The following is a 25,280-nucleotide window of genomic DNA, read 5'->3' on the forward strand; positions in this document are numbered from 1 at the left end:
AGCAGCCGCGTTGACCACGACCGAGAACGTAGGTGCCGGGCTGACCGGGCTGAGCCTAGCCTCGGGTGACAACAACGCGATCGACAATGCCGACACGTTCACGGTGAACCTGAGCGTGGCCAACGGCACGCTGGTGGTGGGCGGCGCCCATACCGGGCTGACCGGCAGCTTCGGCGGCGCGACCATCAGCTTCTCGGGCTCGCTGGCAAACGTCCAGGCGGCGCTGGCCAACAACAACATTACCTACTCGCCGAACCACAATTTTGCGGGCGCCGACACGCTGCATTTCACGGCGACCTCAACCGAGGCGGCTGCGGTCGGCGGCAACACCAGCGCGGCGACGACGGACCATACTGCGGCCATTACAGTGACCGGTCAGGCACCAAGTGGGATAGGATTTGCACTACCCACAAGCTTTGCCAACATTGATAGCGGCGGCAAATTGAATGGAATAAACCTCGGTACATTCACCGAAACAGGAGGAATAGCAGGCGATACGTTTACCTACTCAGGATCAGCAAGCGGCGGCGGAGGCACTCTCTCGGTCTCGTCCGCTGGTGTACTCAGCGCTAGCAACGTGACCGGATCAACCAGTGGGATAGTAATCACGCTCAATGTCACCGCGACTGATACGACGAACAGCTCTCAGACCACGGTTTCCTATCACATCGTGGTAGGCACTGATGGCAGCGACACTATCACTCTCGGCGCGAGCAGCACGCCGGCCATCGTCTATGGTCTGCAACTTGGCAGCAAGGGGACGGATGCTATCAACGCAAGCGCTGTTACGGGTCCCGTGTACATCGTGGATGGCGGGAATAGCCTGGGATCAGGAGCTGGAAACGGGACTGGTAACGCCGCTACTGCGACACTCACCGGCGGCTCCGGCAGTGATTTCATTTACGCAGCTACGGGGAACATTTCGAACGCCATAACTGGAGGTTCAGGAGCAGACACCTTAACTGGAGGCGGCAACACCAATACTTACATCATCAACAACGGGCAGTCTTTGGGCACTATTGGAGGGGCGGGAGATAACGGAACAGTTTCCGGTTATGATGTCATCACTAACTTCTCAACGAGCAACGACACTCTAACGCTGGTGGGTTCGGTCGCTGCGGTTGCGAATACGAGCGGTTTCAACGGCCTTGACTCGACGCTTACCATCGGGGGCAATACGGTTAAGTCGGATGCCATTTCGAACGGTATTATTACTTTCGACGTACTGGATCAGACTTTCAATTCGGCCCACACGGTAAGTCTCACGTCGACTGCTGACGTCGCGGCTGTGGTTCAATATTTGGAGAATAACAACATCGGCGCTGCGAAAGCCGTGGGTTTCACCGCGACCATAGGCGGAACGGCGCATACATACGTCTATGAACAAGTTGGGTCGTCGCCAAATAGTGCCAACGACATCTTAGTCGATTTGCAGGGAGTAACGCTAACCTCTGGAGGGACCAGTCTAACGACATTAATTTCAAATAACCACGTCAACCCAGCAGGCCTAGCCGGAAGCCCAATTAATTTGGCGCTGACCAATCTTTCGGCGGCCCCAAGCGACACGATTACCTTGAGCATTTCTGGCGCTGCTTCGGATTGGAGCCTAAGCAGCGGGACGCAGAACGCCGACGGTAGCTGGACCGTGCAAACGAATGATCCGGCGTCTCTCGAAATGATGCCGCCGTCTAATTTCGTTGGTGCAGCATTGCTGAACGTGATCGAAAGCTGGACCAATCTCGACGGAAGCTCCAGCACCAAGGCAATTGCGGACAACGTCGAATCGTACGCGCCTGGCTCACCGATCTTTGCGTGGTCTGGCGATGACAATCTGACTGGTTCGAGCAGTCACGACACTTTCGTGTTCTCGCAGCCGATCGGCAACGATGTTGTGCATAACTTCGAAGTATCCTCTGACGTGATCGACCTGATCAGCTACGGCTGGCAGAGCTTCGCGGACGTTCAGGCCCACACCACTGATGACGCCAGTGGCAATGCTGTGATCACGCTTGCCGATGGCCAGACAGTCACGCTCGATGGCGTGCATGCGGCGGACCTGACCGCAACGAACTTCGAGTTCGACGTGACGCCGACGGTCGAGAATCCGGGTGCAATTACCATCGGCGATGGCGCGATGCTGCCGTTGTCCGGCATCATCCACAACACCGGCACAATCGAGCTTCACGGCTCCGGCGACGACACGCTGCTGCAGCTGATCCAGACGGGCATCACGCTCAACGGCGGCGGTCAGGTAGTCCTGTCTGACGATGACCACAACGTCATTGCCGGCACGGCCTCGAACGTCACGTTCGACAACGTCGACAATGTCATCTCGGGTGCGGGTCAGATCGGACAGGGCAGGCTGACGCTGAGCAACGAAGGCATCATCGATGGCACGGGTACCCACGCCCTGGTGATCGATACCGGCGCCAACGTGATTACCAACGCCGGCACGCTAGAGGCGACCGGTACGGGTGGGCTGGTGCTCGCCAGTGCAGTGGCCAACAGCGGCCTGATCTGGGCCAATGGCAGCACGGTCACAGCGGAGGGCGAGGTTACCGGGAGCGGCAATGCGCTGATCAGCGGGGCCGGCACGATCGAGTTCGGGTCAGCCTCGGCGGCAGGCGTCACCTTCGACACGACCGCCGCCGGCCATTTGATCCTGGATGATGCGTTCCACTTCTCCGGCACAGTAGCCGGCCTCGATGGCAATGACGACATCGACATCAAGGGCATCAGCTTCGGCGCTGGCACCACGGTTAGCTTTACCGAGAACCAGGCGGGGACCGGCGGCGCTCTAACGGTGGCGGATGGCGCTCATACGGCCAACATCGTCCTGCTCGGTCAATACGATCCGAATGGCTTTGCTGAGAAGGCCGACGCAACGAACGGCACGGTGATCACGTATGACCCGCACCACATCGCCTGAACGGTGTGAACGCGTTCGCTCGTGGGCCAGAGCTGTCTGGAGGGAAGCCGCCCCGTAAGTTTACCCTCCTGCGGGATTTGCGCCGGCGGCGGCTATCAACGCGGCCGTTGGCCATGCTAAATGGGGGGATTGGATGATTGATTTATTTGAATCCGTCGACTGCTGCCCAGGGGCAGCCAGCGATCATGTTTAGAAGGTGGCTCCGGCCAATTTCCGCGTGAGTATTCCCCGTAAAAAAGCGGACGAATTCCGGCAGTCGCTGCAAGCCTGCCACGGCTATTTCGTCACTGCGGCCGTGTTCAGCCTGGCCATTAATCTGCTCTATTTGGCCGGTCCGCTGTACATGCTGCAGGTCTATGACCGCGTGATCTCGAGCGCCAGTGAGATCACCCTGCTCATGCTGACGCTTGCGCTGTTGCTGGCGTTCATGGCGCTCGCAGGCCTCGATGCGGTGCGCGCACGCGTCCTGGCGCGCACCAGCATCCGCCTCGATCGGAGGATCGCGCCACGGGTGATGACGGCCATCATCGACCATTCGGCAAAAATCGGCGGTGCGCGCAGCCAGCTGTTGCGCGATTTTGACACTTTCCGCCAGTTCATCACCGGATCCGGAATTCATGCGATCTTCGATCTGCCGTGGGCACCGATCTACATCGCGGTGATTTTCGCTCTGCACCCGCTCCTGGGGGCATTTGCGCTGGGATGCTCGATCATTCTGGTGCTGATGGCCTTTCTCAATGAGTGGATTGTCAAACCTCCGCTCTCCGAATCCGGCGAGGCGGCAAATCGAAATTACGGTTTCACCGAGATGAGCCTGCGCAACACAGAAGTGGTGCGCGCAATGGGGATGACCGCAGGCCTTTTGAAGCGCTGGAGCAGGGACCGCGACCGGATGATCGAGCGCCAGGTCGCCGCGAGCGATCGCGCGGCGACGATGCAGAGCATGATTCGGTTCCTGCGGCTTTCGATGCAGTCCTTGATTCTCGGTGTTGGCGCCTATCTCGTGATCGAGCGGCTCACCACCGCCGGTGCGATGTTCGCCGCCAGCATTCTGCTTGGCCGTGCGTTGCAACCGATCGAGCAGATCGTCGGATCATGGCGCAGCCTCGTCTCGGCCCGGGGGGCATTCTTGCGGGTGCGGGAGCTGTTGGCCGCGAATCCGCAGCGCCAATCAGAACTGACGCTGCCGCGACCGGAAGGCCACCTGTCTGTCGAAGCGCTGTCCTTTGCCGCGCCTGGCACATCGAAGCCTATTCTACGGGGAGTTACCTTCCAGATTGCCGCGGGTGAAGTCCTTGGGATTATCGGCCCCTCGGGCGCTGGGAAATCCACGCTGGCGCGCCATATCGTTGGCGTTCAGGCCCCGTCGGCGGGGGCCGTTCGCCTCGACGGATCCGACGTTTCGACCTGGATCAGGTCGTCGCTCGGCCAGCATCTTGGCTACCTTCCGCAAGATATCGAGCTGTTTGCCGACAGCATCGCGGCCAATATCTGCCGGTTCGATCGGAAAGCGGACGGGGAGATTATTGCGGCGGCGAAGATGGCTGGTGTGCATGACATGATCCTGCGGCTGCCCGACGGTTATGACACTCAGGTCGGGGAGGGTGGCGCGGTCCTGTCCGGAGGCATTCGCCAGCGTATCGCCCTTGCTCGTGCGGCTTACGGCAACCCGAGCCTCGTTGTGCTCGATGAGCCAAGTTCGAACCTCGATTCGGAAGGCGACGCCGCGCTTGCAGAGTGCATCACGGAGCTCAAAAAGCGTGGAACGACGGTAGTCATTATTTCGCATCGACCCGCAACGATCGGAGTGGTCGACAAAGTCCTGGTGTTGCGTGAGGGCGTCGTCGAGATGTTTGGTGCACGCCATGAAGTCCTGTCGCGTCTAACACGTCCCGTGCCGGTACCGGCCGTTCGAGGGGCGACAGGCTAGGAGACGTCATGTCATTGCTTGATCTTCCAGACCTGTCGATCCGTGCCGGCGCGGTTCCACAGCGTACAGAAGCCGCCAACAAGGATGGAACGCCAAGCGATTCCATTCGCAACATTGCTTTGGCTGGCTGGCTGATCATCGCGGTTTTCTTTTTCGGCCTCGGCACCTGGGCGGTCACCGCGCCGCTCAATGGGGCGGTGGTTGCCAATGCGGTCGTGAAGGTCGATGGCAACCGCAAGAGCCTCCAGCACCTCGATGGCGGTATCGTCAAGGCATTGCACGTCAGGGAAGGCGACAGGGTGCTCGCAGGCGATTTGCTGATCGTCCTCGACGAGACCCAGGCTCGCGCGGAGCATGAGGTGCTGACGCAGCAATATGCCGTGCTACGCGCTACCGAAGTCCGGCTGCTGACCGAGCTTGACCACGGCTCCCAACTTGTCATGCCGCCGGATCTGAAGGCGCGCTCTGACGATCCCTATTTCAAGAGCGTCTGGAACGGGCAGCTCAGTCAGTTTGACACCCGTCGGGCATCGCTCGAAGGGCAAAGAAGCGTCGTCCGCGAAAAGATCAATCAGCTGGGGTCCCAGATCGTTGGCGCGGAAGCGCAGGTAAAATCGTTCACCGATCAGATCGACTCAGTGCGCAAGGAGGCCAAAGACATTGCACCGCTCGTCGATCGGGGATTGATCGCCCGTCCGCGCATCCTACAGCTCGAGCGGACCGCGTACGGCCTCGAAGGCCAGATCGCCGATGCAAACGCCAACATCGCGAAGGCGCGCCAGGCGATTGCGGAGCAGGAGCAGCAGATCGCCCAATTCGACAATGACCGGATGACCGACGTCACAAAGGACTTGCGCGACACGCAAGCCAAGCTCCTGGAGGTCATCCCAAAGGCGATGAATGCCAAGGCTGTGCTGAGCCGGATGGAAATTCGCGCTCCCTATACCGGACGCGTGGTCGGACTCAATGTGTTCTCCGTCGGCGGGGTGATCCAGCGCGGCGATAAAATCCTGGACATCGTCCCCGATGAGGATTCGTTGACAATCGAGGCGCAGGTGGCGGTCGAAGATATCAGCGACGTGCATCCGAATACGCGCGCCGAAGTCCACCTAACGGCCTACAAACAGCGCATCGTTCCCATCATTCATGGCGACGTCATTCTGGTCTCCGCGGACCGCTTGACGGATCCCAAAACCAACAACCCGTACTATACGGCGTTCGTTCGGATCGACCAGACCGAACTGGCTGGCATGCCCAACATCCACCTTTATCCGGGAATGCCGGCAACGGTAATGATCCCAACGGTCCAGCGAACCGCGTTTGATTACATCGTGGGGCCGCTCGTGATGTCGTTCAATCACGCGTTCCGGCAGAAGTGAATCATGGACCGATTCCGTTGAGGCCGGTCTGGTTCGCTGGCGACCAATTGTTTTGAAGTCGCTGTTGCACCCGCGTCACCAATAAGGCTGCTGTGCAGGTCTATGCTGCTCCCTGCAACAGGGCGCTCTCATGTATGACGTATACTTGGGCGGGAAAAACGATCTGCTGGTGATCCGGCATGGACTTCCCATCCCTTCGAAGTTAGGCGGAAACTGGCGCAAAAAGAAGCGCACCGTGCGATCGGTGAGCGAAGGAATTCGGGAGGACGTCGAAAAGCGTGGCTACCACTGGCGCAAGCTGGCCAGTCGGGTTCGATGAGACAGCTACGTTGAGGAGCGCGTTCTGCTCTACGCTCGCCTTAAGACTCTGGTTACCGTTTTCGGCCAGCATTCGCTATTGTAGGTAGGTCGCGATCAGCGACAGCGAAGGTTCGATACGGTGTGAAACTCTGACAGCCCGGTTGGCGGTCTCTTTCGTAGGGGAGGCCCATTATGATCAAGGGCTTCGCGGTAGCCGCATTGGTGGTGCTGGGAGCATCGCAAGTAGATCAGTGTCTCACGCATGGTCGGTACACCGACGCGACGCTGGCTATGCTGAGGCAGATCAGGCACTCATTTCGCATTTGAAACGCACGCCGCGCCAACACACGCACCAGCTCCAGCCTGTCCGCGCCAGGGTTGGAGGATTCGGAGCAATCTAGATTAGGCCGGGGCGGGCCATCATCCGGCGCCGCTCAGGCGAGTAGGCCCGGCCTCGCACGGACGCAACGCGTCCAAGCGGGAGCATGCGCTTGTTAGATACTAACCGGTGACGTCGGAACGATTCAATCTCAGGGAAAGCAGGCCGTCGCCGAGAGCGGAATCACCAATGTCCTGGAGCCCACATTCATTGAATAGTTGACCGACGCGCTGACGGAATTGCCGCATGCAGCAGCGGTATAGGTGAAGGTGGGTGATACATCTGGGCCGAAATACCGGCTCTTGGTGTAGGCAATCGTTGTCGCGGCATCCGAGCAGACGGTGGTTTTGACTGATGCACACCTGGCGCCGTCTTCTACGGCAAAGTGGAGGCTGCCAATCAGAAAGAGGCCGACGCACAGCGTGATGGTGCCGACAAGGAGCGCGATCAGAATGGGCGCAATAAGAGCGAATTCGACCGCTGTCGTTCCTCCTTGATCGAGCCGCAAAGTTTTCAAGGGCTTTCGCACGGTTAGCCTAATCTGATCATTGCCGTTCCGGTGAGGGGAGTCGGAAGACCGCTGGCGATACTGAGGCCCGGGAATAATGGTGTGTAGGTAAACGTTGTTTGCACAACGATGTAATCACCAGGCTGCAAGGTTGGCATGCCGGTGGCAGAGCAATCAGCAGGCTTTGACGTGACGTCGCTGACGTACTGCAGCGCGTTCGACGAATTGATGCAGTAATACCCCTCCGACGGCGACCCCGAGATCATCGAGACGCGCGTCCCCAGGGACGTGCTCTGCAGGGCATTCTGCATGGCCGTTGATAGCCCGGGACAATTCGTCGTTGCCGGCAGATGGGATGGGTCGCAGCTCTTCCAGGCGGCTTGGCCGGCCGCCTGGGTGGCGTTCTCTACCTGCATTCGCTGGTAGATGTAGAACGATACGTCGGTGACGTTCGCCAGCGCGAGCGCGAGGATGATCACGAAAAGACCGAATTCGACCGCGGCGACGCCGCGCTGGTCGGCGGCGATTGCCTTCGTCCGATGAGCGAAACCCAACGCAGCTTTGCGGGACGAATTCAGCCAGCTCGGGAGCCCAGGTTTCATAAGACCAACGTCGCTCTGCCAGGTATCGTCGTCGAGGGCATCGATAATCCCGCGGGGATACATTCGCCATTCGGCAGGATCATCCCTGTCCCGTTCACGGTGATGTCCTTGACGACCATCGCAAAGCAGGATTTTCCGAACCCGGCCTTGTTCACGGCGCCGCTCAACGTGACGCTCGAATTCGGCAGATAGACGAGGCCGGTGATGTCCCATGCAGGGCTATTGCCGGCTGCCGAAATATCCACGCCGCTGGTCAGCTTCGGATCCTGATAGATGGCGACGCCCGACCAGGTTCCGGATGTCGGTGCGGCGATGTCGAGCGTGCCTCCCCCGGTGGGACCATGGGTGTACGAACCCGAATTATCGCCGGAGAAGATCACCGTGAGTCCGGTACCCTTGGTCGTCGTAAACGCGTAGCCGTTGGTGTCCAATTGACCGTTCTCGATGACCAGCACCGCCCCCGCCGGGGCGTCGATGGAGACGTTTCCAGTCAGTTGGAGGTCACCACAGACCACGAATGTACCGCCGAGCGATTGGGATCCGGACCATTGGTTGCTGGCCGGTAACGCCGGATCTTTCTTTTTGGTTGGCTCCTGCGGATAGGAGCTGCAGGGATCGGGTGGAATTTTGCTGGCGAGGGCGGCATAGCTATCGGAGACCGCGGGCACATTCGAATACTGCGTCACCCCGCAGCCGTTATTGGTGTTGTGTGCCGCGCCGATCGGTGCCCCAAGATTGCCGCCGTTGCATGTCGACCCCGTATTCGACATCGCGTTGCAGGCCATGCCGGCCTTCGGTGCGCCGTTGGACCGGATCCCTTGAGATCCAAGCGCCAGCAAGCAAAAGTCCGTCGGCGTGCTCGGCCGTTTTGCAACCGATGCGGCGCCGATCTGCTTTGCTGGGCCACCATTTAATGTTGCGTCACCCCTGTATCCGACAACCTGCGACAAATACAGCGGCACATACCCCGAAATGGTCGCGCTATAGCAGGTGTTGCCGCCGCCCGGACATGCTGCCGAGTTGGAAACGGTGACGCTGATGTTGCCGACACCATCTACAAATCCATATCGCGACGCGACCGCCTTGGCCTCGACATCGTAGTTTGAGCCGTTGTTGGTCGCAGCGGCGAGGGCGGCCGCATCGGCCGCGTTTTGCATGCCGCGCGTCCTCATGGACCAGTTCGAAACCTCAAAGCCGATACCTAGGGCTCCGATCCGAGGAACGAGCAGGACACCCATGATCACGTTGATGGCGCCGCGCTGATCCGAGCGCAGGCGGCAGATATGAAAAAACATCGAACAAACGGCCACGACCATCCTCATTGATCATTCACGAGGACCGGAAAGCACAAAACAATGCTTCACCCGTGACACAAATCCATTAAAAGAATGCCTATTTTTCCCGGAATAAGCGATGCAACGGCTCTTCAATTGCACTCAGAAATCTGAGGCGAATTCAGGTTTGTTTGCTAATATCTTCCTCAATTCCGTGGGAACTACGATCCCCGCGGACGTGGTGGAAAGCTAAGGGTTGACGGAAGTGTCGTAGGCCGCGGAAAGGCGGCCGCTCTCAGGCGATTCAAACCAGCTAGCTAGACCCCGTAGTCTTACGGATCAAGGTCAACTCTCGTGCCGCATCCGGCTGGCCTGTTGCTGGGGCCCGCTCGCCAGGCCATCGAGCAGGAGGCGGAGCCAGCGTCCGAGCTGGCAACGGGGGCAACCTGAACGGCGCGCTCGGAATGTCGCAGCGGTGTTCTGGATCAGATCGCGCGGGCGGTGGCGAGCGCGGCCTGCGCCATCAAGGCGACCGATCTTGTGCGGCCGCTGCTGCCGTTTCCTGAACTGCTCGATCGGAAGAATGCCCTGCGCAAGGCGTTGGCAGGGCAGGTTCAGGCAAGGACACCCTGCGCGAGCGAAACGTGCAGATTCAGAAGCTTCATTTCCGGCTCATCGACGAAGAGCGCAGCAGGCTACCAGCGGCGCCGGCCGACGCGAGCAAGCCGCCGGCGGCGGTCACGCAATGGCGACAATCCAACCCGGAGGGTTGTGGCCGGCTCGGAGGCGACGCTGCGACGTGCTTTTGAGGCGGTGCGAAGCCAGGTTGAAAAACGCATGTCATGCGTCGTTGCTGCTGTCATTGCGAGTCCATCAGCCTCCGAGTTACCTCGTGGATCATCGTGACCCGCAAAGACCGTCGCGTTGGAACATGACACCAGCGGTGATGCAGCAGTTAGCAACCGAAGAACCGATCGCGGACGTTGCTCGATGCCGGTGACCACTTGTAGACCACGGCGAGCTGGGCGCGAGAGACATTATATTGGCCCATGGCGCGCCACCAGGCCATCGCTCGAAGTAGCGTCCACTGCGGATTGGTGAGGGAGGCATCACCGCTCACCGCCGGTGACGGGGAACGCGCGAGCGGTGCGGGCACGCGCGAGGTCTGCGCCTTGGAGGTAGGCCGCGGCGGCGGGGAGCGACCCTGCGCTGCTGCAAGCGGTTATTCATGGAGCCGCCCGGCCTGTGCCGGCAATTGCGCCGGGCTGCCTTATCTCGCCAGCACGGATTTCACGCCGCGCCTCGCTAGCGTTCAGAGAGTATCGCATCGGGATCGGACTTTTGGAGCAATCAGAAGTTGCAGGAACCGGGTTCGTAGCCACGACCAGCCGATGGCGCAACAGGAAAACGTTCCAGTGCACAGGCTCTGTTGCACTCTGGCGATGCAGCCGATGGCAAGCTACGGTCCCCAGCGCTGGAGACCGGGCATTGCAATCATCTAGCGCACCATCGTCCACCGCCGGAACCCGCATGCCTGCGTGGCGCGATCTCGGGCTAAAGGTTCGGTCGCACGGCGGCCGCTGGCCAATCGCGATGGCTTGCTTCATCGGGCTCATGTTCGGCGCCTATATGGCAGTTGCCGATGCATCGCTGTTTCGATCGGTGGTCCCGGCCGGCCAAGCTGAGCTGGTCGCCAGCCTATCGACGATCGAACGGATCGGCTTCTTCGCGTGGCGCGCAGTTGTCGACGAAGTGATCTACCGCTTCATCCTGATGTCAGCCGTGGTCTGGCTGCTGGCCGCGATCGCCGGACGGCCGCAGCCGTGGTGCTACTGGGCTGCGATCGTTATCTGCGCGCTGGTGTTCTATCCGGCGGCACACCTTGGATATCTCGCTACGCTCGATCGGGCGCCGCTGATCTGGCTCCGGGAGGTCTCGCTGCATGGCGCCGCGCTATGGCTGTGGGGTTATCTCTACTGGCGCCACGGCCTTGTGGCATCGATCGTCGGACACATCAGCGCGCACTTCTCGCTGCAACCGCTGCTCAGCCTGTTCTTCAGCTGACGGGTTCCAGCGCAGATCCATCCGCTCGCCGCGGTCGAATCGGCGGTACTTCTCCGCGGTCCAAGCCTTGTGATGGTGCCAAGCCGCGAAGTCGGCCTCGGTGCGGGATTTAAGGAAGGCATCCCACTCGGCACCGAACGCCGCGCGCTGAACCGCGGGTGCATTCACCCGGTCGGCTGCCCGGGGTAGAAGCCGCCAGTGCCACATCTCGGTATTGCCCGGCGCGCCGACAGCGCGCGCGATCGAGCCGGCAGGGATGTCGCCGTACCAGACCTGCCCGCAGTCCTGGCGGTCGGGGTCGAGTCGACGGGTGAGATCGGTCATGACGGCATGCTCGCGGCGTCCTGGGGGTTTTGCAAATGGCGCGTATGCGGCCGGAAACAGGCGGATGAAAACCGCTGCTCATTGCAAAACTGAATAAGAGATTTCAAGTAGATATCCCAAAATTCATTAGGCTCTTGCAGGCGCATCACAAAGATCTCCGACCAAGTCCACAGACCAGATTTTCCTGTGCGTTCAGCGAGCCAGCGTTCGAACAACGACAAGATCCATCGTCCCCCGCTAATGCAATGCGACAGATCGATCCTTTGCCTGCTGGATGCCGCCGGCAAGCGCCTTTGCATATAGCTCGCGCGCCTTCGTCACATCGCCGCGTGTTCCGTAGGTCTTCCACGTGGAAAGAACGAGGGGATCATATGTCTCCGCGAGCATGAAGCTCGCCTGCGCGCTACCCGTCTCAAGAGCGTGTTCGAGCACGATCCGCGCTGCACTGATATCCCCTTGGCCGAGCAGGGCGCTGGCGCGCGCCAGCAACCTGGCCGCCTCCGGACCGCCTTGCGCCTCAGCGACCGCTGGCTGCTCTGTCGCAGCCGCTTCCGGCGCCCCGACCCGGTCGCGCTCCTTCTCTAGAGACTGTCGCAGCTCTGCCGTCGTACTCTTGGCGGCCTTCTTCACCTGCATCGCTTCGTCACCGGCCTTGCTAGACAGCGCCACCTCGAGGTCCCGCCGTGCCCTCGCAAGCTCGCCAGTCAGCGCCTCGGCCCTGTCGTGCTCCGTCTTCAAAGACTGTCGCAGCTCCGCCATCGCGCTGTCCGCGACCTGATTGAGCTGCGTCGCCTGATCGCGCGCCTTGTTCGCCTGCACTACCTGCATCTCAATGATCTGCTGCGCCTTCGCCAGTTCACTTGCTAGAGCCTCTGCGCGGCGCCGCTCCTTTTCAGAAGATTGTTGCGCTTCCGGCTGCATTGCCCCCACACCTTGCTTGCCCTGCGCAGCATCCTGCGGTGCCTGTGAGATCGCCCGGTCGGCTTGCTGATGAAGGGCCGGATCCCGCGCCGATGAATCGGCCTTTTGCTGGTCTTGGCTTGGGACCTGGGTCTCTTGCTTGACGGCCGCCACATCTGCTGTGCCGGGCCTGACGTTTTGCTGCTCACCAATGTATCGCGTCACGTAGGCGACGACCTCGGCGTGGAAATACCAGCCGATGAGCGGCGCCCCGACCATCACTGCGGCAATCGAGGAGATGGCAAACCAGCGCCGCGCGGTCGGTCCGCGCTTCTGTTTGCTCTGCGCGGCCTGCGCTTCGACCCCGACGCCAGCGACAGGGTCCGCGTTCGTAACCAGACGAGTTAATTCCCTCACCCTCGCGCGTTCGGCCAGGCCCGAGGGGAAACAAAAGGAGCGGGGCCCTGGCGACGCCGGGGGGGCGATCGATCCGGTTTCCTTTGGCGGAATGAATTCATCTTGCAGAATAAATTCATCACCTTCCTCTGGAAGATGCATTATTTGCCAATGCGTCGGCGTGATCTCGCTTGGCTCGCCATTTTTCCGAACCCACCCGCGCCCCTCAGCCGACCACTGAGCAGATTCGAAGCTTCCGCTTACGTCATCCTCAAGAATGACGAATGTCCCATCCTTTGGAGCGGTGTCGATCGCGCGGCGCATGTAAAAGACGCCTATTCGAAGCGGTTACACGATTTTTTAGAAGGACTTAGCCAATGCGCGGATTCTACTCCACCCCAAGAAAGGCCTCAAGAAATAGTCATTTGGGTCTTTGGCGGTAGTCCGACCGCAGCACGGCGGGCGGCGCCTACTAGGCTGTGCCGCCGCGGCCGCAGGGCGAACTCGTCCGCCACAGCGGCGGCTTTCAGGCGGCTGAAGGAGTCAAATCCGTATTTTTGGGATCAATGCTAACTCCCGTGCGAAAGCAGATCACCGCTTATGCGGGCGGACGCCCTGTGACTGCGTCAGAGCTCTTTCAGCCTCCGTTATCGCCGCGTCAGTTGAGCGGAGTCAGCGGTTGTCACCGCTGGCGCTCGTGCAGACCAGCCAGGTTAACGCCTGTGCAATTTGGCGATCCGAATACCAGCATAGCGCCGGCTCCGAGCTCTCGAACAATCGGGTGAGGTGAGCCACCGCAAGCGCCGGTCAGAAGTCCCACCAATCGCGCTCGTGGTCAAAAAACCAGGCGGCCCGTTGGATCCGCACTTCGTGGGCAGGGCAGGTTCAGGCAAGGTGCGTGTACGTCGGTAACCGCGCGCATTTGTCCTATCATACCGTTTCGAACGAAGCCCGCTGAAATGTCGTTGAAATCCCTCAATTCGAGGGGACGCTGGCGTTGCTGTGCCGTGGCGCCTTTGATTGTGGAAGTAGAGCTTGAGTTTGATCAACAACCATACGCTCAAAAGCGCGCTTTAGCAGCGCTCTGTCGCACGCTTGTACCGGGCTGTTGGCCTCTTCTTTTCAAGTCGCGCGTGCGATTTGGGTAGAAGTCAAAACTTCTTCTCTAGCAAACCTGCGCTTTGCGTAGTCAATGAGCGGGGCTTCGATCGCGCGCCAGCTTGTTTCGGCCAGAATGCAGGCGATCGGAAGTGCGACGAGGCCCGAATAAATGCCGAAGCCGGAATCAAAGATGGCGTTGAGTACCACCAGATGGAAGAGGTAAAGCGCATAGCAGCGGCGGCCCATCCAGATCAGCGGACGAAGCATCACGCGTTGTTGCGCTACAGCTCCCGACCACACCGTAACGCAGCACATCAATGCTACGCATGAGAGGGGAAAGGGGGCGCCCGCTAAGAAATAGGCGAAGTCGCAAATTGCCGTCAGGCAAGCGAGGACGGCCCATGTTGCGGGAGAGCGGCAATAGCCGCGCATCAAGCAGGCAATCAGAACGCCGCCGAGCAGTTCATCCAAACGACCGGGCAGTAGATACTCCCAGGATTGGTCGTGCAAATAGGTGGCAAACAACCAGCGCCAGACCGGTGCGAGCAGTATGCAGCTCCAAAGGGCTCTGATCAGCCATTGGCGCGACAGCCAGAAAATAAGTACTGGAAGGAACAGGTAGAATTGCTCTTCGATGGCGAGGGACCAGGTGACGAATGCTGGTTCCTGCAGGGGATAGCCAAACTGCAACCATGGCACCGCCTGAGCGAAGAACAGATAGTACCCCCAATGATCTGGCGGAGAGATAGCCAAGAGCAGCCAGTAGAGCGGTAGAATGCGGAATGCGCGCCGGCCATAGAAGGACGAGAAATAGCGGGGCTGCTTGCGACTATCGAGAAGAATTCCACCGATCAGGAAGCCACTCAAGACGAAGAATAGATCGACGCCCAAGACGCCATAGCGGAATATGGCATTGATGAACCCAAAATAGTGGCAGGAGATCACCATTGCGATGGCCAGACCTCGGAGCGCATCAAGCGGCTCGGAGCGGTCGGGCTGAAGCGAGCTCCTCATGACAATTGGCCTGGGCCCAAAAATGAAATGTCAAAAATTTATCACGAGGTTTTCTGGTACAGCAACAATGTTGGTGTCCGTTGGTTACCGGGTGGGCAGAGAAACTCTTGCTGTGGTGCAAGCGACGGTAATCGACGGTCTGCCGCTTTCCGGTTCTGTATCGGATTGTGGACAATGTTCGGGGTGGAATCTTCGCCCAGACGGAGCCGCCACCGTATTCACACGGGGCGCCCAATTGAAATCTAGTGAAATGCAAAAATCCCTGCAATTTAAGCAGTTTTGGCGACCTACTGCCTGAACATCGTGCCGTTGAGGGTGTGGGCGGCCACACCAGGTAGGGTTAATAAACGATTACCAATCGACAGAATTCTCGCGAAAGATTATACGTAATTCTCAGTTGGCACTGGATTTGCCCGCCAACGGTTTTGAGTAAATTCATCGTAAAAAGGGATATTTTCCTATGCTGAAGCTTTACATCCAGACCACCGAAGCTTTCAAGCGTCTCGCTTCGGACAAGGACGGCGTTGTGTCGTTCGAATACGTGATCGTTGCCGCTTGCATCGTCGCCGCGGTTGCTGCCGCGTTTGGCACCACGACCTCCAGCGGTATCGGCGCTGCACTGACCACCGCGATCGGCAAGATCACGACGGCGCTCGGCAACGCTGTCCCGGCTGCTTGATAGGGGCGCGGACAGGTTCTTCTGAACCTCTCGTAACTCTTGCCGTTGGCAGTTTCTCTGCCAACGGTGGAGCACGACTTTCGCAATATTCATTGTCAGAAGAGGGCTTGCTACCATGCGTAAGTATTACTTCGAAGCGAAAGAAGTCCTGGCGCGTTTGCGCACCGACGAAGTCGGCGTGGTGTCGTTCGAGTACGTGATCGTTGCCGCTTGCATCGTTGCTGCCGTGGCTGCTGCGTTCGGAACCACGACTTCCAGTGGCATCGGCGCGGCGCTGAGTACAGCGATTAACAATATCACTACCGCGGTTAGTGCTGCGGCTGCCTAAGTACATAATATCGCGCTTTGGAGGGGGTATTATTTTCGCCCCCGCCATTTTCTGAGGCATATATTTTATGAATTGGATTGCGACCACGACCTCGTGTCTGGAAATCGCATTGTTGTTCTATGTCGCAACGATCGATATCGCGACACGGTTGATCCGAAACGAAATTTGCCTAGCGCTGGCGTTCCTTGGGATCGTCGGTCAATTGGCCGGTCCGATGCAGATCGGGCAGTCGCTGGTCGTTGCTGCAATCCTGTTTCTGATGCTTTTCGTGATGTACCAGCGCGGAATGATCGGCGGCGGCGACGTCAAGCTGCTGGTTGCCTTGGCGATCGGTCTCCCGCTCGCCGGCGTGATTGAGTTGCTGACCGTAACTGCATTGGCCGGTGGCGCTCTGGCCGCAGTGCATTTGATGATGCGCCGTCTGCCATATCCGAGGCTGGCGCCCGCCGGATCCTCGCTTGCGCGAAGGGTCTACGCGGTCGAGCGATGGCGTCATTTGCGACATGCACCGCTGCCCTACGGGGTCGCCATCGCATGCGGCGGTATCTGGACCATTTTGAGCAAAGGATTTTGACATGTCGTCCGCTTTGCGCGTCTCGATCATCATGGTGCTGTTGCTAGCGGCTACAGCGCTCGGGTTGATTGCCTACAATGTGAACCGACCGAAGGACCCGGCTGTCGCGGAGGCGGTCGCGGAAAAGCAGACTCCCGCGCCTGCTGCGACCGTCGCCTACTTTGTTGCGACCCGTCCGCTGTCGAAAGGAACGCTGGCTCGGGACGAGGATTTCTCCGTGCGCCAGGCGGCGCCGAACCGTGTCCCGGCAGGCGCGATCCTCGAAACGCCTGACAGCAAGGCCGGGCTTCCCGGTTCTCTGGTTCGCAAGTTCGTCGACGCCGGCAGCGCCATCACCCTGGATGACATCCTGCGTCCGAAGGATCGGGGCTTCCTCGCCAGCGTTCTGGCGCCGGACAGCCGCGCGATCAGCATCAAGGTCGACGAGGAGACCGGCGTCTCGGGTCTGATCAGGCCGGGCGACAATGTCGATGTGGTGTTGACCCAGGTCTTCGAGAAGGCGGACCCGGTGAAGCGCGCCGTCAGCGAAACCGTTCTGTCCAATGTGCGCGTCATCGCGATCGATCAGGAGATCGCACAGGGCGGGCGCCCCGTCAGCAACGCCGTCGTAGGCAAGACCGCGCAAACCGTATCGCTGGAGCTCAAGCCGGACCAGGTCAAGAAGGTCGCCGTCGCAAAGCAGCTTGGAACGCTGTCGCTCGTCGTCCGCGCTGCGGCCGAGCAGTGGGACAAGGCCGACACGGGTGCGACATCGAGCTGCGATGTCTCGCCCGAGCTGGCGCGCCAGAGTGCCGTTGCCGGCCAGAGCACCACGGTGGCGATCTATAACGCCAGCGGCATGAAGCAATACTCGGTCAGGAAGCAGGATGCGGACGACGACTACCGTGCAGGCTGCGACGGGCCATCCCCGCTCGAGGCTCAGACGACGGCGGCGGCCAGTGACACCGGCAAAGGGGCGGAGAAGCGGTGATGAGTGTGAACATGGCAGTGGTTGATCCCCCCGAAGAGACGACGACGTCCCTCGTCACGCGTAACCGCATCGTCTGCTTCGTGAACGACGAGCTGAGCGCTGCGGCCCTGCGCAAGGGTCTCGACGGCAGCAATCTGGTGATCCGGCGCGGCACTATCCGTCATGCGACGCGCATGCTCGAAACCGACACCGATTTGTACGCGCTGGTGACCGATATCAGCGGTCTGGATGATCCCTTCACCGAACTGGAACGCCTCGCCAGCGTTTGTCCGCCCGACGTGAAAGTGGCCCTGATCGGCGAGAACAGGGAGATTACCTTCTACCGCGAGCTGATGGAGATCGGCCTTACCGAATATCTTCCAACGCCGATCACCCGGGACATGGTGCTCGACCAGCTGCGCCCCAAGCTGCTTGGCGACGCTGCGCCCGCCCAAAGTGATCGCGATCGGGGTGGGCATGTGGTCTCGATCTGCGGTGCGCAGGGCGGCGCTGGAGCAACCAGCATTGCGATCAACCTCGCGCTGCAACTGGCAGAGACCACCAAGGCCAAGGTGGCGCTGCTCGACCTGCATCTGCAGAATGGCGAAACCGCGGTGATGCTGGGTGTCCGTCCGGGACCTGGCCTTCGCATTGCCCTTGAAAATCCGATGCGGGCCGACACGCTGTTTCTGGAGCGGACGGCAATCGAGGTGAACGATCGGGTTTGCCTGATTTCCGGTGACGAAGATCTCGATGCCAAGCTCGACATCACCGAGGCGGGCGTGCGGCACGTGCTGGGCCTGCTCCGGCAGCGCTTCAACTACGTCGTCGTCGATGTGCCGGTGCCGTTCCCGGCATCGATCTATCCGGTCATCAAGATGTCCCGTCACGTGCTGGTGCTGCTGGAAGCGAGGTGACGGGCCTGCGCAATGCACATGCGCTGCGCAACGCCGTCACCAACATCGCCGGCAAGGATCGGGTCTTCACCCTGCTAAATCGCGCTGATCGCGCCGGCGGCCTGCCCAGGGCGACGATCGTCAAGGCGCTTGGTACAGAGCCGGACATGATCATCCCCGATCTCGGCAAGGGAATGACCCAGGCGGTCAATCTCGGCATTCCGGCGCTGAAGCACGTATCCAAACTGCGGCGCCACCTCGCCCCGATTGTACGGGAGATCACCGGCGTCGGCTCCATGAAAAGGTCTGGGTGGAAGAGGTGGCTCGGGCTATGAAAAAGTTCGGCAGGCGCGCAGACGATATGCCAGTACGGATGCCTGGAGCGGTGCTGGTCGCGCCACCAGCGGCACCGAGCGTGCAGCCGGTCCCGCCGCCTTTGCCGCCGACGGAACCGAGCATCGCGCCCCCGGCATCCGGCCTGTTTGCATCGGCGCCGAAGCGTGAGGAGCCTTCGCACCATCCGGTGATGCCGGCGTCGCTGCGCGAACGGGTGATCGAACAGATCGAGCCGTCGGTGGCCACGACCGTGTCCCGCGACGTCCTGCGCCGGCAGATCGAGGAAATCATCCACGGCATCGCCAATCAGGAGCGGCTGGAGCTGTCGGGCCGCGAGCAGCTCTTCCTGGCGGAGGAAATCGCCGACGACATGACCGGCTACGGGCCGCTTCGTCCGCTGCTGCTCGACGAGACGATCAACGACATCATGATCAACGGGCCGAGCAACGTCTATGTCGAGCGGGCCGGCAAGCTCGAGCGGGTCGCGGTCCGGTTCCGCGACAACGACCATATTGCCGCGGTCGCGCAGAAAATCGCCTCGCAGGTCGGCCGCCGCGTCGACGAGTCCAGCCCGATGGTGGACTGCCGTCTGCCGGACGGCAGCCGCGTCAACATCATTCTGCCGCCGCTCTCGATCCATAGCCCCTGCATCTCGATCCGAAAATTCCCGAGCCGGCGTTTCAATATCGCCGGGATGATCGAGAACGGAACGATGAACGCGGCGCTTGGGCAGTTGCTGGAGATCGCCTCCCGCTGCCGGCTCAACGTTCTGGTCTCCGGCGGCACCGGTTCGGGCAAGACGACGCTGCTGAACGCCTTGAGCCAGTTCATCGACCACAGCGAGCGCATCGTCACGATCGAGGACGCAGCCGAGCTGCAACTCCAGCAGCCGCACGTGATCAGCCTGGAGACGCGGCCGCCGAGCCTCGAGGGAACCGGGCAGGTCACCCAGCGCGATCTGCTGTGGAATGCGCTGCGCATGCGTCCGGACCGCATCGTCGTCGGCGAGGTGCGCGGCGCCGAAGCGTTCGACATGCTCCAGGCGATGAACACCGGCCATGATGGATCGGTCTCGACCGTGCACGCCAACAGCACTCGCGATGCGCTGACCCGCGTGGAAAACATGGTGCAGATGGGGCAGGTCAACCTGCCTTCGCGCGCGATCCGCGCGCAGATCGTCGCCGCGCTCGATCTCATCGTGCAGGTCGAACGCATGCGGGACGGCCAGCGCCGCATCGTGCAGGTCAGCGAGGTGATCGGCCTCGAGGGCGAAGTGATTACCACCAACGACATCGCGTTCTTCGAGTACAAGGACGAGGACATTCACGGGCGGATATCGGGCACCTACAGATCCACCAATGCAGTCCCGAAATTCAAGAGCCGCCTCGTCTATTACGGGCTTGATCGAGCCTGGGCCGAGGCAATGAGGCAGATCTGATGTCGATCCCCCTGGTCATCGTTCTGGTGCTTCTGCTGTGCGCGACGATCAATACGTTGTGGCTCGACGGGCGAGAGCGGCGTATGGACCGCCAACTCGAGATTGCTCTGCCGACGGCTGAGGCGGCAACCCTGGTGTCCATCCGTCGCGCGGCCAAGGCTTCGCGTTGGCGCATGCTGCATCGCTTTTTCAATTATCGCCCTGAGATGGTGTATCCGGTGCGCCCGGTCTATGTGCTGCTTGCGGGGGCATTGGCGGCGGCGGGAGTCCTCTATCTCAATGAGATTCTGAAGTTCTCCGGCCTCAAGGCGGGTATTGCGGCTGCGATCGTCGCCGTCCTGGTCGTGCGCGGTCTGTTCGGGTGGCAGCAACGGCGCTTTGCAAATCAACTCTTCCAGCAACTTCCCGACGCGATCCAGCTGGTGACCAGTACCGTCCGATCGGGGTTGCCCGTAAACGAAGCATTCCGCACCATCGCCCGCGAGATGCCGCAACCGACATCCGGAGAGTTTGCCATCGTCTGCAGTGAATTGAATCTGGGCAGGTCGCCCGAGGAAGCCGTGGAAGAGGTCTATCGGCGAACGCAAGTGCCGGAATATGCGATGTTTGCGGTCACGCTTGCGGTGCAATTGAAGACCGGCGGCAGCCTTGCGGAAACGCTGCAGACGCTGGGCGAGACCGTCAGCCAGCGGGTCGCGCTGGCGGCCCGTGCGAAGGCGCTGGCCGGGGAGGTCATCTTCTCCTCGCGCGCGCTCACGTTCGCGCCGCTGATCATCGGCGGGCTGCTTTACTGGATCAATCCGCAGTCGATCGATCTGCTGTTGTTCGATTCTGAAGGGAACGTGCTGCTCGCGTATGCGGCGTGTTCGGTCCTGATGGGACATTTCGTGATCCGCTGGATGGTCAGAAGGGAAACGTCGCTATGACGGCCGGTCTTGGTTTGGCGGCTGTCGCGGTCGCGGTCGCGGCTGTGACCTTCCTGTTGATCATTCGCGAGGTACATCTTCGCGCCCTGGACACGCGTGTGTCGAACGCGGTGCTGGGCATTCCCGACCGCTCGGCCTCGTCGAAGGACCTGATCGGCTGGCTTTCAACCGTTGGTATGCGCTACAGGCGCTTTTACGGTCGGGAGAACCTGGACCAGTTGCGGGTGGTGCTGCAATCGGCGGGTTTCAATCACTATCGAACGCTGCCGATCTGGATCGGCTTCAAGATGGTCAGCTCGGTTGTGCTTCCGATCGCAGCATTCTCCTTCGCGCAGATTATCGGAAGCCCGTTCAGCGACGTGATGATCTACACGTTCCTCGGCCTGGCGATCGGGATCGTGGGCCCCCGCCTGATTTTGCTGTTTCTGAAGCGGCGCTTCGATTCGGCGATTCGGCTGGGCACGCCCGATACCATCGACCTGCTTGTCGTCTGCAGTGAAGCGGGCATGGGCCTGGAGAGCGCGCTTGAACGCGTGGCGGAGGAGATGCGGGAGACCAATCCTGCCATCGCGCAGGTGTTGCACGGTCTTCTTGATGATCTCCGGATCTTGCCGAACCGCGCCGATGCATTCGAGAAGCTTGCCACCACGTCGGAGGGGCTCCGTCGTTTCGGCACTATGGTCAGCCAAAGCCTGCAATACGGCACGCCATTGAGTCAGGCTCTGCGCAGCATCGCGACGGACTTGCGCCGGGAGCGCATCACGAAGCTGGAAGAGAGGGCGCACAAATTGGGCGCCAAGCTTACCCTCCCGATGGTGCTGTTCCTGCTCCCGGCGATGTTCATCATTTTGGGCGCAAGCCCGTTCCTTCACCTCACACGTACATTCACCAACATGGGTCACTGAGCCGTGAGTGCAAGTACAATGTCACTGCCGACAAGCCTCGCTTACGATCGCGTAACGCGAGTGCTAGGCAGCGCGTGGTTTCTTCTTCTGGGACTTACCGTTGCGCTCAAGCTCGGGACATCCTCTGGCGAGCCCTGGCCGTCCCTCGTGTCGAGCCTTTGTATCGCGGTGTTTTACCTGATGCTGGCGCTGCTGGTCCTGACCCGGGCACCCGCCAAGGCGCAAGCGGAAGGTCTGCTGCCGAGGATAGCGGCATTCGTCGGCACCTATTGGCCGTGGACGATCACGTTCTTCGCCAAGACCGAAGATGCATTGCCAAACCTGGTGTCGACGGTTTGCGTGCTGACCGGGATGATCATGATCCTCGTCACCATCCGACATCTGGGACGGTCGTTCAGTCTGGTGCCGCAGGCCCGTTCGGTGGTGCAGACCGGTCCTTACAGGTGGGTCAAGCATCCTCTGTATCTGTCGGAGGAGATCGTGTTCCTCGGTGTCGTGCTGCAGCATCTGAGCGTTGTAACCGTGGCCTTGCTGATCCTGCACATCGGCATCCAGGTCTGCCGGATTCTCTACGAGGAGGACGTGCTTCGGCGCAATCTTCCGGAATATTCCAGCTACGAAGCGTCGCGCTGGAGATTGATTCCCTACGTTTGGTGAGTGGCCATGCCTTGCCGGGAAAGTTGCGAGAGTCTCAAGCGTTTGCTGATCGCGGATCAGCGCGGCGCCGCCGCCTTGGAAATGCCCATCGTCTACCTTTTCCTGCTCCTGGCTATTCTTCTTCCGCTTGCTGATCTTGCGATTGCCGGCTTCCAGTACATATCGGCATTTGCGGCGTTGCGCGGGTTCGGGCAGGCCATCCTGTATTCCCCCCCGCCCGACGTCACCAACTCGAGCACCTGGGCGAATGCCGCGATCGCCAAGGCCGATAGCCGCTATCCGATCTCAAGCATTCAGCTCATTTGTGGCGACAGCAATGCTGCCTGCGGGTCAGGAAATTCCGATCCTAACCTGGCGAAATGGTACGTGTACTCGACAACGATCACGCTGGCGCCGATGGTGCTGACATCGGTGCTGTGCACGAGTGGCAGTACCAACCCCTGTACGTTCACGCTGACTTACTCCGAGCGGTTTCAATAGGATGTGCCATGCGTAACATGCTCAATTGCCGTCGAGGCTCAGTCGCATTCGCAACCACGATTGCCTTGGTGCCGTTGATCGGTGTGATGGCGCTCGGCGGGGAGGCCGGAACGTGGTACGTGACCCAGCAGCGCGCCCAGGGGACGGCTGATGCGGCTGCCTATTCGGGCGCCTTGCGGCTGGCGTGCGACGCTTCTCCAACGGCCGGTACAAGCTGCAACAACACGCAGGCCTACGATTATCGCGGCAAGCAGGTCGCAGCGCAGAACGCGTTCTGCAATGCGTCCGGCGATCCGACCTATCCAGGCTCCACATGTGTGAGCAGAAGCGGCATCACGCAGACGGTCCAGGTCGCATCGCTGGCTTCATGGAACGGGACTGCGGGAACGTACGTCCAGGCCACCATCAGCCAGCAGCAGCCGGCCTATCTGGCCCGCGTCCTTGGCATGACGACGATCAACGTGGCCGCGACGGCGATCGCCCAAGTTGATACGGGACTAGCTCAACCTCCATGTGTGTTGGCCGTGACGGGCTCGGTGACCTTTCAAGGCAGCGCAACCGTGTCGTCGCCAACCTGCGGCATTTCGTCGAACAGCAACGCGTCGAACGCGATCGGGTTCATCGGCAATTCTGGCATCTCGGTAAATGCGCCGAGCTATACGGTCGGCGGCTGTTCGCAGACGGGCGGAAGCCAGTGCACGGGCGTAAAAACTTATCAGCAACCGATCCCGGATCCCCTGAGTGCGGTGAACACTGCGATATCGGCGCTGAAAACGGCGGACTTTCCGAACAAGCAGTGCAAAACACAGCCGACTTCGTATGAGACGGTCAAGACAGGTTCCTGCTACAATGGCAGCGTGACGTTGAGCGGCAACGTGACCTTGAGCGGCACCTACTATTTCAACGGCGATGTCACGATCAGTGGTGCCTCGACAACCGTGACTGGAACTGCCACCCTGATCATTTTCGGAAACGGAACGCTGACGATCAACGGTGGTCCGACCATCCAGCTCACGGCGATGGCCGCTCCCTCGGGCCCGTCGACCCTTTCGTCAGTCCTAAGCAAGATGGCCAAGCTTCTCATCTACGATGGGGAGAATCCGAAGAACAACCAGGATGTGAGTATCGGCGGTAGTTCGACCAGCTACTTCAACGGTATTGTCTATGTACCAAACGCTAAACTCACCTATTCCGGAAATAGCAGCTCGTCTGCCCCGGCAGCCGGTTGTTACGAGGTTATTGCATATGCGGTGAAATTTCAGGGCAACACGAAGCTGGACAACTCTCAATGTCCAAACTCTACGACCAGTCCGGGTGCCGGAGCAGAGCCGAATGTTCAAACCGTACATTTGGTGCAGTGATGAGGAGGCTCGACCAGCGGGGAGTCGCGTCTATCGAGTTTTGCCTCGTTGCCGTGCCCCTGTTCACGCTGATCTTCGCCATCTTTGATTTCGGACGTTATGCGATCACGATGCAGTCGTTGCGCGCGCTTGCCGATGCCGGCGCCCGGGCGAACATCATCCAGTGCTACTCGCCGGCTGTGATCAAGGGCAATTCACCGTCCACTTGTACCACTGACTATCTCTCGGCCACGCAGAAGCAGGCGATTGCTCCCTTCCTCTATAACTCCAGCCTCGGTCTCACGCCGACAGTGACCACGACTGCGGGAACCAATGTGCTTACCGTGACGGCAAAACTGTCAGGCTTCACGATGCTGATGCCGTTCTGGAGCACGACGACGTTCAACTCGCCGAGCGCGACTACCACGATTCCGTTCTGAGACCCGAATCGTAGGGCCTGATCGGGGTGGGTTGCCGGGGCAGGGCAGCCGCCCGATCGGCGGTTGCCCGTTGGATTGGCGGGCGACTAGCCCAAGCAGGCTACGGAAGTGGTGCGCACTGGCAACATCGGGGAGTTTTCTCGGGCATTGCGGCCGCCCGGCAGGGCTCTTTCCTTGCAATCAGGGTACGCGGCGGGGGATGATCCCCAAGCCGCCATTTGCGGCTTGGTGC

General features: G+C 60.4%; 23 protein-coding genes. 18 read left to right on the plus strand and 5 right to left on the minus strand.

Annotation, left to right across the window (positions count from 1 at the left end; translation table 11 throughout):
- The first annotated feature begins 10 nt into the window (after nucleotides 1-10).
- The 4 genes from AKN84_RS46315 to AKN84_RS46320 all read left to right on the plus strand — a co-directional run bounded on the left by AKN84_RS46315 (nucleotide 11) and on the right by AKN84_RS46320 (nucleotide 6,557).
- Nucleotides 11-2,929, plus strand: a complete 2,919-nt coding sequence (locus AKN84_RS46315; protein ID WP_128971356.1) for a beta strand repeat-containing protein — start codon at nucleotides 11-13, stop codon at nucleotides 2,927-2,929.
- Between the two features lie 217 nt (nucleotides 2,930-3,146).
- Nucleotides 3,147-4,859: a type I secretion system permease/ATPase gene (locus tag AKN84_RS32910; protein ID WP_050424676.1), complete on the plus strand. Its 1,713-nt coding sequence runs from the start codon at nucleotides 3,147-3,149 to the stop codon at nucleotides 4,857-4,859.
- A gap of 8 nt (nucleotides 4,860-4,867) precedes the next feature.
- Nucleotides 4,868-6,238, plus strand: a complete 1,371-nt coding sequence (locus AKN84_RS32915) for an HlyD family type I secretion periplasmic adaptor subunit (RefSeq protein WP_050424626.1) — start codon at nucleotides 4,868-4,870, stop codon at nucleotides 6,236-6,238.
- A gap of 130 nt (nucleotides 6,239-6,368) precedes the next feature.
- On the plus strand, nucleotides 6,369-6,557 hold the full coding sequence (locus AKN84_RS46320; protein ID WP_128971357.1) for a hypothetical protein: 189 nt from the start codon (nucleotides 6,369-6,371) through the stop codon (nucleotides 6,555-6,557).
- 511 nt (nucleotides 6,558-7,068) lie between these two features.
- Here the strand turns inward: AKN84_RS46320 and AKN84_RS32925 are convergent.
- The 3 genes from AKN84_RS32925 to AKN84_RS32935 are packed head-to-tail and all read right to left on the minus strand — an operon-like array spanning nucleotide 7,069 to nucleotide 9,343.
- Nucleotides 7,069-7,434 carry a TadE/TadG family type IV pilus assembly protein gene (locus AKN84_RS32925; protein WP_157863368.1) on the minus strand — a complete coding sequence of 122 codons (366 nt, stop codon included), beginning with the start codon at nucleotides 7,432-7,434 and terminating at the stop codon, nucleotides 7,069-7,071.
- A gap of 14 nt (nucleotides 7,435-7,448) precedes the next feature.
- A complete protein-coding gene (locus AKN84_RS32930; protein ID WP_157863369.1) occupies nucleotides 7,449-8,090 on the minus strand; it encodes a TadE/TadG family type IV pilus assembly protein in 642 nt (213 codons plus the stop codon).
- Nucleotides 8,024-9,343, minus strand: coding sequence for a pilus assembly protein TadG-related protein (locus AKN84_RS32935; protein WP_157863370.1), 1,320 nt, complete (start codon nucleotides 9,341-9,343; stop codon nucleotides 8,024-8,026). Before AKN84_RS32935 ends, AKN84_RS32930 begins: the two co-directional genes overlap by 67 nt.
- 1,488 nt (nucleotides 9,344-10,831) lie before the next feature.
- Between AKN84_RS32935 and AKN84_RS32940 the strand changes: the two genes are divergently transcribed.
- A complete protein-coding gene (locus AKN84_RS32940; protein WP_050424631.1) occupies nucleotides 10,832-11,365 on the plus strand; it encodes a hypothetical protein in 534 nt (177 codons plus the stop codon).
- Nucleotides 11,366-11,926: 561 nt separating this feature from the next.
- On the opposite strand, the gene AKN84_RS32945 is transcribed toward AKN84_RS32940, so the two are convergent.
- Entirely contained in the window at nucleotides 11,927-13,309 is a 1,383-nt protein-coding gene (locus tag AKN84_RS32945; RefSeq protein WP_050424632.1) for a hypothetical protein, read from the minus strand.
- A gap of 798 nt (nucleotides 13,310-14,107) precedes the next feature.
- Nucleotides 14,108-15,100, minus strand: coding sequence for an acyltransferase family protein (locus AKN84_RS32950; protein ID WP_050424633.1), 993 nt, complete (start codon nucleotides 15,098-15,100; stop codon nucleotides 14,108-14,110).
- Between the two features lie 460 nt (nucleotides 15,101-15,560).
- Between AKN84_RS32950 and AKN84_RS32955 the strand changes: the two genes are divergently transcribed.
- The 13 genes from AKN84_RS32955 to AKN84_RS33010 all read left to right on the plus strand — a co-directional run bounded on the left by AKN84_RS32955 (nucleotide 15,561) and on the right by AKN84_RS33010 (nucleotide 25,048).
- Nucleotides 15,561-15,779 carry a hypothetical protein gene (locus AKN84_RS32955; RefSeq protein ID WP_050424634.1) on the plus strand — a complete coding sequence of 73 codons (219 nt, stop codon included), beginning with the start codon at nucleotides 15,561-15,563 and terminating at the stop codon, nucleotides 15,777-15,779.
- Between the two features lie 115 nt (nucleotides 15,780-15,894).
- A complete protein-coding gene (locus tag AKN84_RS32960) occupies nucleotides 15,895-16,107 on the plus strand; it encodes a hypothetical protein (protein WP_050424635.1) in 213 nt (70 codons plus the stop codon).
- 67 nt (nucleotides 16,108-16,174) lie between these two features.
- The gene (locus AKN84_RS32965) at nucleotides 16,175-16,681 is read left to right on the plus strand and encodes an A24 family peptidase (protein WP_050424636.1); all 507 of its coding nucleotides are present in this window, start codon (nucleotides 16,175-16,177) and stop codon (nucleotides 16,679-16,681) included.
- 1 nt (nucleotide 16,682) lies between these two features.
- Nucleotides 16,683-17,651 carry a Flp pilus assembly protein CpaB gene (cpaB, locus tag AKN84_RS32970; RefSeq protein WP_050424637.1) on the plus strand — a complete coding sequence of 323 codons (969 nt, stop codon included), beginning with the start codon at nucleotides 16,683-16,685 and terminating at the stop codon, nucleotides 17,649-17,651.
- Nucleotides 17,651-18,547 (plus strand): CpaE/TadZ family protein, encoded by an 897-nt coding sequence (locus tag AKN84_RS32975; protein WP_244485642.1) that lies wholly within the window; start codon nucleotides 17,651-17,653, stop codon nucleotides 18,545-18,547. The genes cpaB and AKN84_RS32975 overlap by 1 nt, the downstream gene beginning before the upstream one ends.
- Nucleotides 18,544-18,861: a CpaE/TadZ family protein gene (locus tag AKN84_RS49440; RefSeq protein WP_244485643.1), complete on the plus strand. Its 318-nt coding sequence runs from the start codon at nucleotides 18,544-18,546 to the stop codon at nucleotides 18,859-18,861. Before AKN84_RS32975 ends, AKN84_RS49440 begins: the two co-directional genes overlap by 4 nt.
- Nucleotides 18,858-20,300, plus strand: a complete 1,443-nt coding sequence (locus AKN84_RS32980) for a TadA family conjugal transfer-associated ATPase (protein WP_128971362.1) — start codon at nucleotides 18,858-18,860, stop codon at nucleotides 20,298-20,300. Before AKN84_RS49440 ends, AKN84_RS32980 begins: the two co-directional genes overlap by 4 nt.
- Nucleotides 20,300-21,226 carry a type II secretion system F family protein gene (locus tag AKN84_RS32985; RefSeq protein ID WP_050424639.1) on the plus strand — a complete coding sequence of 309 codons (927 nt, stop codon included), beginning with the start codon at nucleotides 20,300-20,302 and terminating at the stop codon, nucleotides 21,224-21,226. The genes AKN84_RS32980 and AKN84_RS32985 overlap by 1 nt, the downstream gene beginning before the upstream one ends.
- Nucleotides 21,223-22,131 (plus strand): type II secretion system F family protein, encoded by a 909-nt coding sequence (locus tag AKN84_RS32990; RefSeq protein ID WP_050424640.1) that lies wholly within the window; start codon nucleotides 21,223-21,225, stop codon nucleotides 22,129-22,131. The genes AKN84_RS32985 and AKN84_RS32990 overlap by 4 nt, the downstream gene beginning before the upstream one ends.
- Before the next feature lie 180 nt (nucleotides 22,132-22,311).
- Nucleotides 22,312-22,788, plus strand: a complete 477-nt coding sequence (locus AKN84_RS32995; protein ID WP_244485644.1) for a methyltransferase family protein — start codon at nucleotides 22,312-22,314, stop codon at nucleotides 22,786-22,788.
- Nucleotides 22,789-22,830: 42 nt separating this feature from the next.
- Entirely contained in the window at nucleotides 22,831-23,268 is a 438-nt protein-coding gene (locus AKN84_RS33000) for a hypothetical protein (RefSeq protein WP_244485645.1), read from the plus strand.
- A gap of 8 nt (nucleotides 23,269-23,276) precedes the next feature.
- Nucleotides 23,277-24,629, plus strand: coding sequence for a TadE/TadG family type IV pilus assembly protein (locus AKN84_RS33005; RefSeq protein ID WP_162240919.1), 1,353 nt, complete (start codon nucleotides 23,277-23,279; stop codon nucleotides 24,627-24,629).
- Nucleotides 24,629-25,048 (plus strand): TadE/TadG family type IV pilus assembly protein, encoded by a 420-nt coding sequence (locus AKN84_RS33010; RefSeq protein ID WP_347337377.1) that lies wholly within the window; start codon nucleotides 24,629-24,631, stop codon nucleotides 25,046-25,048. The genes AKN84_RS33005 and AKN84_RS33010 overlap by 1 nt, the downstream gene beginning before the upstream one ends.
- Nucleotides 25,049-25,280: the final 232 nt, after the last annotated feature.

The organism is Bradyrhizobium tropiciagri (assembly GCF_001189845.1).
Classification (GTDB): Bacteria; Pseudomonadota; Alphaproteobacteria; order Rhizobiales; family Xanthobacteraceae; genus Bradyrhizobium; species Bradyrhizobium tropiciagri.

Coding starts and splice junctions, on each gene's coding strand:
- AKN84_RS32915 (WP_050424626.1), top strand. CDS start 4,868: ATGTCATTGCTTGATCTTCCAGACCTGTCGATCCGTGCCGGCGCGGTT.
- AKN84_RS46320 (WP_128971357.1), top strand. CDS start 6,369: ATGTATGACGTATACTTGGGCGGGAAAAACGATCTGCTGGTGATCCGG.
- AKN84_RS32930 (WP_157863369.1), bottom strand. CDS start 8,090: ATGTATCCCCGCGGGATTATCGATGCCCTCGACGACGATACCTGGCAG.
- AKN84_RS32935 (WP_157863370.1), bottom strand. CDS start 9,343: ATGGTCGTGGCCGTTTGTTCGATGTTTTTTCATATCTGCCGCCTGCGC.
- AKN84_RS32940 (WP_050424631.1), top strand. CDS start 10,832: ATGCCTGCGTGGCGCGATCTCGGGCTAAAGGTTCGGTCGCACGGCGGC.
- AKN84_RS32945 (WP_050424632.1), bottom strand. CDS start 13,309: ATGCGCCGCGCGATCGACACCGCTCCAAAGGATGGGACATTCGTCATT.
- AKN84_RS32950 (WP_050424633.1), bottom strand. CDS start 15,100: ATGAGGAGCTCGCTTCAGCCCGACCGCTCCGAGCCGCTTGATGCGCTC.
- AKN84_RS32955 (WP_050424634.1), top strand. CDS start 15,561: ATGCTGAAGCTTTACATCCAGACCACCGAAGCTTTCAAGCGTCTCGCT.
- AKN84_RS32960 (WP_050424635.1), top strand. CDS start 15,895: ATGCGTAAGTATTACTTCGAAGCGAAAGAAGTCCTGGCGCGTTTGCGC.
- AKN84_RS32965 (WP_050424636.1), top strand. CDS start 16,175: ATGAATTGGATTGCGACCACGACCTCGTGTCTGGAAATCGCATTGTTG.
- cpaB (WP_050424637.1), top strand. CDS start 16,683: ATGTCGTCCGCTTTGCGCGTCTCGATCATCATGGTGCTGTTGCTAGCG.
- AKN84_RS32975 (WP_244485642.1), top strand. CDS start 17,651: ATGAGTGTGAACATGGCAGTGGTTGATCCCCCCGAAGAGACGACGACG.
- AKN84_RS32980 (WP_128971362.1), top strand. CDS start 18,858: ATGAAAAAGTTCGGCAGGCGCGCAGACGATATGCCAGTACGGATGCCT.
- AKN84_RS32985 (WP_050424639.1), top strand. CDS start 20,300: ATGTCGATCCCCCTGGTCATCGTTCTGGTGCTTCTGCTGTGCGCGACG.
- AKN84_RS32990 (WP_050424640.1), top strand. CDS start 21,223: ATGACGGCCGGTCTTGGTTTGGCGGCTGTCGCGGTCGCGGTCGCGGCT.
- AKN84_RS32995 (WP_244485644.1), top strand. CDS start 22,312: ATGCTGGCGCTGCTGGTCCTGACCCGGGCACCCGCCAAGGCGCAAGCG.
- AKN84_RS33005 (WP_162240919.1), top strand. CDS start 23,277: ATGCGTAACATGCTCAATTGCCGTCGAGGCTCAGTCGCATTCGCAACC.
- AKN84_RS33010 (WP_347337377.1), top strand. CDS start 24,629: ATGAGGAGGCTCGACCAGCGGGGAGTCGCGTCTATCGAGTTTTGCCTC.